This window comes from Priestia sp. D3YE.R1 (assembly GCF_049199565.1).
GTDB classification, from domain to species: Bacteria; Bacillota; Bacilli; order Bacillales; family Bacillaceae_H; genus Priestia; species Priestia aryabhattai.
The window spans coordinates 451,770-463,482 of record NZ_JBLTHW010000001.1; the positions used below are offsets into that span (position 1 = coordinate 451,770).

Sequence of the window (11,713 nt, forward strand, 5' to 3'; positions counted from 1 at the left end):
TATCAATTGGCTATTGAAAAAATTACGATGCCGCAGCTCGGTGAAAGTGTAACAGAAGGTACAATTAGCAAATGGCTCGTTTCTGTTGGAGATCACGTAAATAAGTACGACCCTTTAGCTGAAGTCATGACGGATAAAGTAAATGCTGAAGTGCCTTCTTCTTTTAGTGGAACAATTAAAGAGTTAATTGCAGGTGAAGATGATACTTTACCCGTGGGAGAAGTGATTTGTTTAATTGAAGTAGAAGGAACTGTACCTCAAAAAGAACAGGAAACGTCTGATAAGACCGTAGAAGAATCAGCGCCAAAAACAGCGGACAGTCAATCCAATAAAAGCCGATACTCTCCAGCTGTTATGCGTCTGTCACAAGAGCATAATATTAATTTAGATACCGTGACAGGAACAGGTGCGGGCGGCCGCATTACAAGAAAAGATATTTTAGCTGTTATTGAAAAAGGTGGAGCTGCTGAAGTGAAAGAAACACCTGCATCAACAGTTCAGCCAGAAGCACCCGTAGCGGCAGCTGCTCCGAAAACGAAGCAGCCCGCGCCGGTTGTGTCTGCAGCAGGAGATCAAGAAATCCCTGTTTCAGGCGTGCGTAAAGCTATTGCAGCAAATATGCTTCGAAGTAAACATGAAATTCCGCATGCATGGACAATGGTTGAAGTTGATGTAACGAACTTAGTTTCTTATCGTGATTCATTAAAGGCGGAGTTTAAACAAAAAGAAGGTTTTAACTTAACGTATTTTGCGTTCTTCGTAAAAGCAGTGGCTCAAGCTTTAAAAGAATTCCCTCAAATGAATTCAATGTGGGCAGGAGACCGTATTGTCCAGAAAAAAGATATTAATGTATCCATTGCTGTTGCAACAGACGATGCTTTATTTGTGCCGGTTATTAAACAAGCCGATGAAAAGACAATCAAAGGCATTGCGCGTGAAATTACAGAGCTCGCGCAAAAAGTTCGTACGGGTTCATTGAAGTCTGAAGACATGCAGGGCGGAACGTTTACTGTTAACAACACAGGCTCATTTGGTTCCGTGCAATCAATGGGGATTATTAATTACCCGCAAGCGGCTATTTTACAAGTAGAATCTATTGTAAAACGCCCGGTTATTATTGATAACATGATTGCTGTTCGAGATATGGTTAATTTATGTTTATCACTTGATCACCGCGTGTTAGACGGCTTGGTGTGCGGCAGATTCTTGGCAAGAGTTAAAGAGATTTTAGAATCTACGTCTAAAGAGAATACGTCCGTCTATTAAAAAAAAGCAAATGGAGCTTTCTCCATTTGCTTTTTTATTTTGAAGCAATGATTGAACAATTTGTAAAAGATGTATTAAAATAAAAGAAGAATCATCAAACTTCAAAGTGTAATCATCTAGGTCTAGCAGGCAGCTATTAACTGTAAAGGGGCATGGAAATGAAAACAAATACATTATCATTTCATGAATTTACACGTACACCTAAAGAAGATTGGGCACAGGAAGTTAGCAAAAACACCGCGCTCGGCTCAAAAGAAACGTTAGAAAACATCTTTTTGAAACCGCTTTATTTTGAAAGTGATACGGCACATTTAGACTACTTGCAGCAGAGTCCGACGGGAATAGATTATTTAAGAGGAGCCGGTAAAGAATCATACATACTAGGGGAATGGGAAATCACCCAAAAAATCGACTTACCTTCTATTAAAGAAAGCAATAAACTTCTTTTACACAGTTTGAAAAATGGACAAAATACGGCCGCTTTTACGTGCAGTGAAGCAATGAGGCAAGGAAAAGACGTGGATGAAGCAACTGAAGCTGAAGTAGCCTCAGGCGCTACAATTTCTACTTTAGAGGATGTTGCTCATTTGTTTCAGCATGTAGCTCTTGAAGCTGTGCCTTTATTTTTAAATACGGGATGTACATCTGTTCCACTTCTTTCGTTTCTAAAAGCATACTGTGTTGATCATAACTTTGATATGAGACAGCTAACAGGTACAGTTGGAATGGATCCGCTCGGCACCCTTGCTGAATACGGGAGAGTTCCACTTTCTACTCGAGATTTATACGATCATTTAGCTTACGCAACACGTTTGGCTCACAGTAATGTTCCAGAGCTCAAAACAATCATTGTATCAAGCATTCCTTACCATAACAGCGGGGCAAATGCTGTTCAAGAACTAGCTTATATGCTTGCTACAGGAGTGCAGTATATTGATGAATGCATGAAACGCGGTTTGTCCTTGCATCAAGTTTTACCTCACATGACCTTTTCTTTTTCAGTTAGTTCACATTTATTTATGGAAATATCAAAACTTCGTGCTTTTCGTATGCTTTGGGCAAATGTGGTTCGTGCTTTTGATGACACGGCCGTTTCAGTGCCGTTTATTCATACGGAAACGTCACATCTTACACAGTCTAAAGAAGACATGTATACAAATGCATTAAGGAGCACGGTTCAAGCATTTGCTTCTATTGTAGGAGGAGCGGATAGTCTGCATATTGAACCATATGATTCCGTCACATCCTCATCTTCTCAGTTCGCTCATCGCCTTGCTCGTAATACTCACTTAATTTTGCAGCACGAAACACATATATCAAAAGTAATGGATCCTGCCGGAGGCTCTTGGTACGTTGAAGCTTACACACATGAATTAATGACAAAAGCTTGGGAGTTATTTGGCAACATTGAAGACCACGGCGGAATGGAAGAAGCTTTAAAACAAGGGCGAATTCAAGATGAAGTTGAACAAATGAGAGTAAAAAGACAAGGAGATATAGAGTGCCGAATTGAGCGCTTGATCGGAGTCACCCACTATGCTCCTAAGCAACACGTTGCATCCGAAGAGATAAAAAACACTCTGTCTAAAAAAGAAGAAAGAAAAATGAACAAATACAGCGACCAGAACGCTTCGGAATTCTCATCAAATCTTTTGCTAGAGGACTATACAAAGCTAGCATCCAAAGGGGTAACAGCAGGATGGATGCTAAAACAAATGGCGAAGCAGTCACAGCCTGACAGTGTTGTGCCGCTCACTAAGTGGAGAGCAGCAGAGAAGTTTGAAAAAATACGGGTTTATACAAAGGGAATGAGCATTGGCATTATGGAGCTCACCGATCCTAGCAGCCGTAAAAAATCTGAGATTGCCCGGTCTTTATTTGAAAGCGCAGGCTTTGCGTGTGAAACAATTAAAAACATAGATTCCTATGTCGAGATAGCAGATTGGATGAATGAACAAAAGCACGAAGCATATGTGATCTGTGGAAGTGATGAACTCGTAGAAAAGCTCTTAACAAAAGCGATGGCTTATTTTGAGGAAGATTCGGTTTATGTGTACGTAGTGGGAGAAGAACATGTATCACGCAAAACGCAGTGGCAGCAAAAAGGTGTAATGAGCGTCATACATCCTAAGACGAATGTTATTCAATGCGTTAAGAAGTTATTATGTGCTTTGGAGGTAGAAGTTCATGTATAAAAAGCCTTCTTTTTCTAATATTCCATTATCATTTTCAAAGCAGCAAAGAGAAGATGACGTGACTCAAAGTTCATTCACTGCTTTTCAAACAAATGAACAAATTGAATTAAAATCATTATATACAAAAAAAGACAGAGATAACCTCGACTTTATTCACTTTGCACCTGGTATTCCGCCTTTTGTGAGAGGACCGTATGCAACGATGTATGTGAATCGGCCTTGGACTATTAGACAGTATGCAGGGTACTCAACGGCGGAGGAAAGCAATGCCTTTTACCGCCGAAACCTAGCTGCTGGACAGAAAGGGCTGTCTGTTGCTTTTGACCTCGCTACCCACCGCGGCTATGACTCTGATCATCCAAGAGTTGTGGGAGATGTAGGGAAAGCAGGCGTGGCAATTGATTCAATGATTGATATGAAGCAGCTGTTTGAAGGGATTCCGCTTGATCAAATGTCCGTGTCAATGACGATGAACGGGGCGGTGCTTCCTATTTTAGCTTTCTACATCGTAACAGCTGAAGAACAAGGCGTAAAAAAAGAAAAGCTGGCTGGAACCATTCAAAACGATATTTTAAAAGAATATATGGTGCGCAATACGTATATTTATCCTCCTGAGATGTCAATGCGAATCATTGCGGATATTTTTAAATATACAGCGGAGTACATGCCGAAATTTAACAGTATCAGTATATCAGGCTATCATATGCAAGAAGCAGGTGCTCCAGCAGACTTAGAGCTTGCTTATACGCTTGCAGACGGACTTGAATATGTACGAACCGGCTTGAAAGCGGGAATTACAATTGACGCATTTGCTCCGAGGCTATCCTTTTTCTGGGCAATTGGAATGAACTATTTTATGGAAGTAGCGAAAATGAGAGCAGGGAGGCTGCTGTGGGCAAAACTAATGAAGCAGTTTGAGCCGGATAATCCTAAATCTCTAGCTCTTAGAACGCATTCTCAAACGTCCGGATGGAGCTTAACGGAACAGGATCCATTTAATAATATTATTAGAACATGCGTAGAAGCTTTGGCTGCAGTGTCAGGTCATACGCAGTCGCTTCACACAAACGCATTGGATGAGGCAATTGCTCTTCCAACTGATTTTTCAGCTAGAATTGCCCGAAATACGCAGCTTTATTTGCAAAATGAAACGGAGATTTGTTCCGTTATTGATCCTTGGGGAGGCTCTTATTACGTGGAATCATTAACGAATGAATTAATGATAAAAGCGTGGAAGCACCTTGAAGAAATAGAGCAGCTCGGCGGAATGACAAAAGCAATAGAAGCAGGCGTACCTAAAATGAAAATAGAAGAAGCAGCTGCGCGCAGGCAAGCAAGAATAGACTCCCAGGCAGAAATTATTGTAGGTGTGAATCAGTTTCAGCCGGAGCAAGAAGAACCGCTTGATATTCTTGATATTGATAACACAGCAGTTCGAATGAAGCAGCTGGAAAAGTTAAAGAAAATACGCAGTGAACGTAACGAACAAGCGGTAATCGAAGCGCTTAATCGACTGACCACTTGTGCCAAAACAGGTGAAGGAAATCTCCTTGCTTTTGCGGTTGAAGCTGCAAGAGCTAGAGCTACACTAGGTGAAATTTCAGAAGCTATTGAGAAAGTGGCTGGAAGACATCAGGCTACTTCTAAGTCAGTGAGCGGTGTATACAGTGCGGAGTTTGTGCATCGAGATCAAATCGAAGAAGTTCGAGAGCTCACGGCTGAATTTTTAGAGGAAGAAGGAAGACGCCCAAGAATTTTAGTTGCGAAAATGGGGCAAGACGGTCATGATAGAGGATCGAAAGTGATTTCAACAGCCTTTGCTGACCTTGGATTTGATGTGGATATTGGTCCTTTATTTCAAACGCCTGAAGAGACAGCAAGGCAAGCTGTAGAAAACGACGTACATGTGATTGGCATAAGTTCTTTGGCAGCCGGGCATAAAACGTTACTGCCGCAGCTTGTTGATGAGTTAAAGAAATTAGAGCGCGACGATATCGTTGTTATTGTCGGAGGCGTTATTCCTAAACAAGACTATTCATTTCTTTTAGAACACGGCGCTTCTGCAATCTTTGGACCTGGAACAGTAATCCCAAAAGCGGCCGTTTCCGTCTTACATGAAATAAAGAAACGGTTAGAAGAATAGTTGGTGAAGACAATTGGTGAAATTAAAAACGGTACAAGATTATAAACAAGGCCTGCTTGAAGGGAAAAGAACAGCGTTAGCTCAAGCCATTACTTTAATTGAAAGTAAAGCGCTGAAGCATAAAGCAATAGCACAACAGCTGATTAAAGAAATCTATCCTCATACGGGGCATTCAGTGCGCATTGGTTTTACAGGCGTACCAGGAGCAGGAAAAAGTACGCTGATTGACAAATTTGGATCGTACCTATGCAAAAATGGCTATTCCGTTGCAGTTTTGGCAGTCGATCCAAGCAGTACCTTGTCTGGAGGAAGTATTTTAGGAGATAAAACCAGAATGGAGCTGCTTGCCAAACAAGAGAACGCTTTTGTCCGTCCTTCACCTTCTCAAGGGACGCTTGGAGGTGTTCATCTTAAAACGAGAGAAGCCATTTTTCTTTGTGAAGCGGCTGGGTATAACATCATATTTGTCGAAACGATGGGTGTTGGCCAAGGTGAAATGATAGTAAAAGAGATGGTAGACTTCTTTGTTCTGCTTGCTTTAACCGGAGCAGGAGATGATTTGCAAGGAATTAAAAAAGGGCTGCTTGAATGGGTTAATTTGATTTGTGTAAATAAAGCAGACGGAGATAACCGCCTAAAAGCAGAAGTGACTGCAAAAGAATACAAAAGTGTCATCGGTTTTCTTCATGGTCATTCCGGAGGATGGAAACCACAGGTCATCACAACTTCTGCTTATGAAGAAGCATCCTTTCAAAACTTGTGGAAGATAATTTGTGACTATAAGGAATGGATGAATAAAAAAGATCTGTTTTATGCAGTAAGACAAAAGCAAATGAAGGCATGGTTACAGGCAAGTGTTAATGAATATTTGCAAGAATCATTTTATGAACATCCTTTAGTTAAGCAAACATTAGGGGATGTTGAAAAACAAATGATGACGGGAGATGCCACAATGGCTGAAGCTCTCGAACACTTGATTAAAATCTATCAGCAGGCGATGAAAGAAATATAAAAAAGGATCCTGCACTTTATACGGATCCTTCTACACTAGGGAGTTAAGAGTATGGTTTTCTAGCTGTAAAAATAGTATTGCCATTTCTTTTCTTGTTTAATCTTGATTACCAAGAAAAAATGAGTCAAAGCAATCGCCTTTTTAGTTTTCGTTTGCTATGATAAAGAATAGATAGCAAAAGGGAGGTATGAAAATGAATATCGATTTTAACTTGTTTATGAACGACGTTGTTCGTCAAGCCCGCAAAGAAATTACAGCTGCTGGTTATACAGAATTAACGACGGCTGAAGCGGTAGATGAAACGTTTAAACAGCCTGGTACAACGCTTGTAATGGTGAATTCAGTTTGCGGTTGTGCAGGAGGTATTGCAAGACCTGCTGCAGCGCACGCTGTACATTATGATAAACGTCCAACAAACTTGGTTACAGTATTTGCTGGGCAAGATAAAGAAGCAACTGCACGTGCACGCGAATACTTTGAAGGTTATCCGCCTTCATCGCCGTCTTTCGCCTTATTAAAAGACGGAAAAATTATCACAATGGTAGAGCGTCACGAAATTGAAGGCCATGAGCCAATGTCAGTTGTGATGAAGCTGCAAGAAGCATTCGAACAGCACTGTGAAGAAGTGTAAGAGAGAAGCCGTTTTGAACGGCTTCTTTTTTTATGCATTTTTTTACCTATTTGTATGCAGACTTTCTAACGAGTGGAAAATGTTGAGAAAAGGTATTTTCAAATAGTGAAACTTATATTTAAAAAAGATATTGCATATTTATAATGTTGTGTTAAAATACATTTATATGAATATATATTTAAATTTCGACATTTACTTGCAATAGCAAAAAACTTATTTCATAATATTATTAATTTTTAAAAAATAACGTAAAGAATAAACTAGGGGGAACGAAGATGAAATTGAAGAAGTGGTTATCAGTAACGGCAATTGGTCTCTTAACAGCAGGCGTTTTAGCTGCATGCGGAGCAGGAGAAGGAACGTCTAACGGCGGAGCAAGCAGCGACGGCAAAGATAAAAAAGTACTCGTAATGGGAACATCAGCGGATTACCCACCATTTGAATATATTGATACGGCAAAAGGTGATAGTGAAGCAATCGGATTTGATGTAGATTTAGCAAAAACAATCGGTAAAAAGTTAGGCTATGACGTACAGGTAAAGGATATGGAATTTGGCGGATTAATTCCAGCTTTACAATCTAATAAAGTCGATTTAGTTTTAGCCGGTATGACGCCAACTGAAAAACGTAAAAAGAACGTGGACTTCTCAGACGTATACTATGAAGCAAAAAACATGATTGTATCGAAGAAAGATGCGCCAATTAAAAATGCAGAAGAACTAAAAGGAAAAACAGTCGGTGTACAAACTTCTTCTATTCAAGCAGACGAAGCAAAAGAAATTGCAAAAGAAGTTGACGGAGTAAATGTAACAACGCGTGACCGTATTCCAGAACTAATTCAAGAAATGAAATCAAATCGTATTGATGCAGCGATTATTGAAGATACAGTAGCAAAAGGGTATGTGAACAAAGACAAAAGCTTGCAAATGTCTGAGACAGGACGCTCAGATTCAAACAAAGGATCAGCAATTGCGTTTCCTAAAGACAGCAAGCTAACGAATGACTTTAACCGTGAATTAAAGAAAATGAAAGAAAATGGTGAATTAGATAAATTAATCGTTAAGTGGTTTGACGATCAAAAATAAGAATGACAGTTAGAGAGGAATGGAACTAGGCATGAATTTGGATTTTTCGCAAATCGTGCCTTCTATGCCTTATATTTTAAAAGGGATAGGGGTAACGATACAGATAGTCCTAGCTTCAGCAATTTTAGGGTTTGTGCTGGGAGTTATTTTATCATTATGTAAAATCAGCCGCAATAAACCTCTTCAATGGTTTGCGGATGCATATACGTCCGTGTTTCGCGGAACACCGCTTGTACTGCAATTATTATTAATATACTTTGGGTTGCCTCAGCTGCTTGGGTTTGATATTGCCCCGTTTCCAGCGGCCGTTGCTGCGTTCGGGCTAAACTCTGCAGCATATATATCTGAAATTATTCGCGCTGGTATTTTAGCTGTTGATAAAGGACAGCGTGAAGCGGCATTAGCGTTAGGAATTCCTTATCGCCGCATGATGGGACAAATTATTTTGCCACAGGCACTTAAAAATATTTTACCTGCTTTAATGAATGAGTTCATTACATTAACAAAGGAATCAGCTATCGTTACAGTTATTGGAGCACTCGACATTATGCGCCGTGCTTACATTGTAGGGGGAGAAAAATTCGCCTACCTTGAACCGTTAATTTTTGCAGGGTTGATTTATTATGTAATGGTAATGGGCTTAACGCTCCTTGGTAAAGCAGTCGAGAGGAGAATGAGAAAAGGTGATTAACGTTGAAAATTTACACAAATCATTTGGTAAGAATGAAGTTTTAAAAGGTATTTCAACTACGATTAAGGAAAAAGAAGTCGTAGCCGTTATTGGCCCTTCTGGTTCTGGTAAATCTACTTTTTTACGCTGTATGAACCTGCTTGAAGAACCGACGAGCGGATTAGTTTCAATTAACGGTCAAGTGATTACAGATAAAAAAACAAACATTATGCGTGTGCGTGAAAATGTAGGAATGGTATTTCAGCATTTTCACTTGTTTCCACATATGACCGTGCTTGAAAATTTGACGTATGCTCCGATGACGGTAAAAGGCGTGTCAAGAGAAACAGCTGTTGCTAAAGGCAAAGAATTACTTCAAAAAGTTGGACTTGCTCAAAAAGCCAACGAGTTTCCAAATCGCTTATCGGGCGGTCAAAAGCAGCGTGTAGCTATTGCAAGAGCATTGGCAATGGAGCCGAAAGTGATGCTGTTTGACGAACCAACCTCAGCATTGGATCCAGAGATGGTAAAAGAAGTACTAGATGTAATGAAGTCGCTAACGGAAACAGGAATGACGATGGTCATTGTAACGCATGAAATGGGATTTGCACGAGAAGTAGCGGATCGTGTGCTGTTTTTAGACGGCGGTGTGCTTGTTGAAGATGCGCCTCCGGCGGAATTTTTCTCAGCGCCTAAAAGCAAGCGTGCTAAAGATTTCTTAGAAAAGATTTTATAATAAAAAAAGTGCAGAAAGAGTACGATCTTTTCTGCACTTTTTTTATTGACAATTATCCGGTATAGCAAGATTTAAGGTTGTGTTATTTTTCTATTCATGTTAATAAAGAATAGAGCATTTTATCACACTAAAAAGAAACCAACATGTAGGAGTCTAGAAAATGAAATTTAAAATCGGGTACCGGACAATTAAAACAGCCGTCGGTACATCACTGGCTATTATTATAGCTCAGTTCTTTCACCTCGAGTTTTTTGTATCAGCTGGAATTATCACCATTTTGTGCATTCAAAACTCAAAGAAAAAATCGTTGCGAAGTGCAAGCGATCGTTTTATTGCTTGTTCTTTATCTATTCTGTTTTCTTTTATATTCTTTGAAGGGATTGCTTATCATCCACTTGTTATAGGACTGATGCTCCTTTTGTTTATCCCGGTTACGGTTATATTCAAAGTGAATGCAGGCATTGTGACAAGCTCCGTTATTTTGCTTCATATTTATTCCAAAGGCAATATGACATGGGGAATCGTTTTTAATGAACTTGGCTTAATTGTAATTGGAATAGGTGTTGCCCTGCTTGTGAATTTATACATGCCAAGTTTAGATCAAGAGCTTCGCACGTATCAGCAAGAAATTGAAGAAAATTTCCGGTCGATGTTAAAAGAAATTGCCCTGTATCTCAGAACCAATGACAGCAGCTGGGACGGTAAGGAAATTGCAGATACGGTAAAAATTTTAGAAAAAGCAAAAAGCCTTGCGTTTCGTGATGTAGAAAATCATTTTGTGCGTGGGGAAAATTATTATTACCGCTATTTTAAAATTCGTGAAAAACAGCTTGAAATTATTGAGCGTACGCTTCCTCTCATTACCGCTATTGATTTGGTAGTAGAACAGCGCTACATGATTGCTGATTTTATTGAAGAATTAAGCCTATCCATTCACCCCGGTAATACAGCAAAATTATTTTTAGCCAAACTTCAGCATTTACGAGAATCGTTTGCAGAGATGCCTCTTCCCAAAACGCGGGAAGAGTTCGAAGCGCGGGCCGATTTATTGCACGTAGTCAAAGAGATTGAACAATATTTGGTTATTAAACAAACTTTAAAAATAAGTTAAACAGCATGCATGTTGTTCATCGTCCCTACGAACACTAAAAAGGAAAAGAGATATATCTCTTTTCCTTTATTTAGGACTAACGTAAGGTGGTGGATTACGTGCATGTATTTGCTTTTATCCTTTTACTACTATCTCCGGTTTGGCCATTAGGAGAAAATCCGTTGCCAAATGATCCTTATATTATTATTAATAAACAAAGCAATGAGCTTGCTTATATTCAAAATAAAGAAATTAAACAAATTATTAAAGTAGCAACGGGGAAAACAGTTAATCTGACGCCCGAAGGGGAGTTCACGGTAACAGTAAAAGCTGTTAATCCTTATTATCGGAGAAGTAACATTGAAGGAGGCGCTCCTCAAAATCCTCTAGGTATAAGGTGGATTGGGTTTGATGCAAGAGAGACTGACGGACGTATTTATGGCATTCACGGTACAAATCAGCCGGATTCCATCGGTAAATATGTATCGAATGGCTGTATTCGCGTGGAAAATCATGAAGTAAGCCATTTATATGATCAAGTTCCGTTAGGTACAAAAGTATGGATTGTATCTACAGATCAATCTTTTGAAGAGTTAGCTGCTCAAAAAGGCATTGTGAATATACAGCAAAAGACTGGTGACTAGTCACCAGTCTTTTTTATATGTTTGCATTGCACAAAAAAACAGCAGTGCATCTATGTTTTTAGTCATCAGTTCCGATTAAAACCACATGGCAAGTCCCGCTAAAAGCGTAGATATTAACATGACAAGAAGCATTAAAAACACAACGGTTTTTTGGATTTTCTTATTAGACATACAACCAAAGTCCTCCTACACATTTTTTTCTTATTTTACATGTCTTCCGCTGCTTAGACAAGCAACTTTC

11 protein-coding genes are annotated in these 11,713 nt (G+C 39.5%); 10 read left to right on the top strand and 1 reads right to left on the bottom strand.

All coding sequences use genetic code 11. The features are described 5' to 3' along the window. Positions 1 to 6: 6 nt before the first annotated feature. The 10 genes from ACOZIR_RS02350 (at position 7) to ACOZIR_RS02395 (ending at position 11,472) form a co-directional block, all read left to right on the top strand. The gene (locus ACOZIR_RS02350) at positions 7 to 1,266 is read left to right on the top strand and encodes a dihydrolipoamide acetyltransferase family protein (RefSeq protein WP_340141704.1); all 1,260 of its coding nucleotides are present in this window, start codon (positions 7 to 9) and stop codon (positions 1,264 to 1,266) included. 158 nt (positions 1,267 to 1,424) lie between these two features. Then, complete coding sequence (locus ACOZIR_RS02355; protein WP_045295073.1) at positions 1,425 to 3,461, top strand: acyl-CoA mutase large subunit family protein; 2,037 nt, start codon at positions 1,425 to 1,427, stop codon at positions 3,459 to 3,461. Further along, on the top strand, positions 3,454 to 5,604 hold the full coding sequence (gene scpA, locus ACOZIR_RS02360; protein ID WP_045295071.1) for a methylmalonyl-CoA mutase: 2,151 nt from the start codon (positions 3,454 to 3,456) through the stop codon (positions 5,602 to 5,604). The genes ACOZIR_RS02355 and scpA overlap by 8 nt, the downstream gene beginning before the upstream one ends. 16 nt (positions 5,605 to 5,620) lie before the next feature. Beyond that, positions 5,621 to 6,616: a methylmalonyl Co-A mutase-associated GTPase MeaB gene (gene meaB, locus ACOZIR_RS02365; protein ID WP_340141705.1), complete on the top strand. Its 996-nt coding sequence runs from the start codon at positions 5,621 to 5,623 to the stop codon at positions 6,614 to 6,616. Positions 6,617 to 6,809: 193 nt separating this feature from the next. Beyond that, positions 6,810 to 7,247, top strand: coding sequence for a BrxA/BrxB family bacilliredoxin (locus ACOZIR_RS02370; protein ID WP_013084970.1), 438 nt, complete (start codon positions 6,810 to 6,812; stop codon positions 7,245 to 7,247). Between the two features lie 281 nt (positions 7,248 to 7,528). After that, positions 7,529 to 8,332: a transporter substrate-binding domain-containing protein gene (locus ACOZIR_RS02375; RefSeq protein ID WP_372451795.1), complete on the top strand. Its 804-nt coding sequence runs from the start codon at positions 7,529 to 7,531 to the stop codon at positions 8,330 to 8,332. Positions 8,333 to 8,363: 31 nt separating this feature from the next. Continuing rightward, the gene (locus ACOZIR_RS02380) at positions 8,364 to 9,023 is read left to right on the top strand and encodes an amino acid ABC transporter permease (protein WP_013059114.1); all 660 of its coding nucleotides are present in this window, start codon (positions 8,364 to 8,366) and stop codon (positions 9,021 to 9,023) included. Beyond that, a complete protein-coding gene (locus ACOZIR_RS02385; protein ID WP_216887351.1) occupies positions 9,016 to 9,738 on the top strand; it encodes an amino acid ABC transporter ATP-binding protein in 723 nt (240 codons plus the stop codon). Before ACOZIR_RS02380 ends, ACOZIR_RS02385 begins: the two co-directional genes overlap by 8 nt. Before the next feature lie 160 nt (positions 9,739 to 9,898). Continuing rightward, entirely contained in the window at positions 9,899 to 10,849 is a 951-nt protein-coding gene (locus ACOZIR_RS02390) for an aromatic acid exporter family protein (protein ID WP_045293000.1), read from the top strand. Between the two features lie 98 nt (positions 10,850 to 10,947). After that, the gene (locus tag ACOZIR_RS02395) at positions 10,948 to 11,472 is read left to right on the top strand and encodes a L,D-transpeptidase (protein ID WP_045292998.1); all 525 of its coding nucleotides are present in this window, start codon (positions 10,948 to 10,950) and stop codon (positions 11,470 to 11,472) included. 75 nt (positions 11,473 to 11,547) lie between these two features. Here the strand turns inward: ACOZIR_RS02395 and prli42 are convergent, their stop codons facing one another. Then, a complete protein-coding gene (gene prli42 / locus ACOZIR_RS02400) occupies positions 11,548 to 11,643 on the bottom strand; it encodes a stressosome-associated protein Prli42 (RefSeq protein ID WP_016765525.1) in 96 nt (31 codons plus the stop codon). Between the last annotated feature and the right edge of the window lie 70 nt (positions 11,644 to 11,713).

Coding starts and splice junctions, on each gene's coding strand:
- prli42 (WP_016765525.1), bottom strand. CDS start 11,643: ATGTCTAATAAGAAAATCCAAAAAACCGTTGTGTTTTTAATGCTTCTT.
- ACOZIR_RS02380 (WP_013059114.1), top strand. CDS start 8,364: ATGAATTTGGATTTTTCGCAAATCGTGCCTTCTATGCCTTATATTTTA.
- ACOZIR_RS02390 (WP_045293000.1), top strand. CDS start 9,899: ATGAAATTTAAAATCGGGTACCGGACAATTAAAACAGCCGTCGGTACA.
- ACOZIR_RS02355 (WP_045295073.1), top strand. CDS start 1,425: ATGAAAACAAATACATTATCATTTCATGAATTTACACGTACACCTAAA.
- scpA (WP_045295071.1), top strand. CDS start 3,454: ATGTATAAAAAGCCTTCTTTTTCTAATATTCCATTATCATTTTCAAAG.
- ACOZIR_RS02370 (WP_013084970.1), top strand. CDS start 6,810: ATGAATATCGATTTTAACTTGTTTATGAACGACGTTGTTCGTCAAGCC.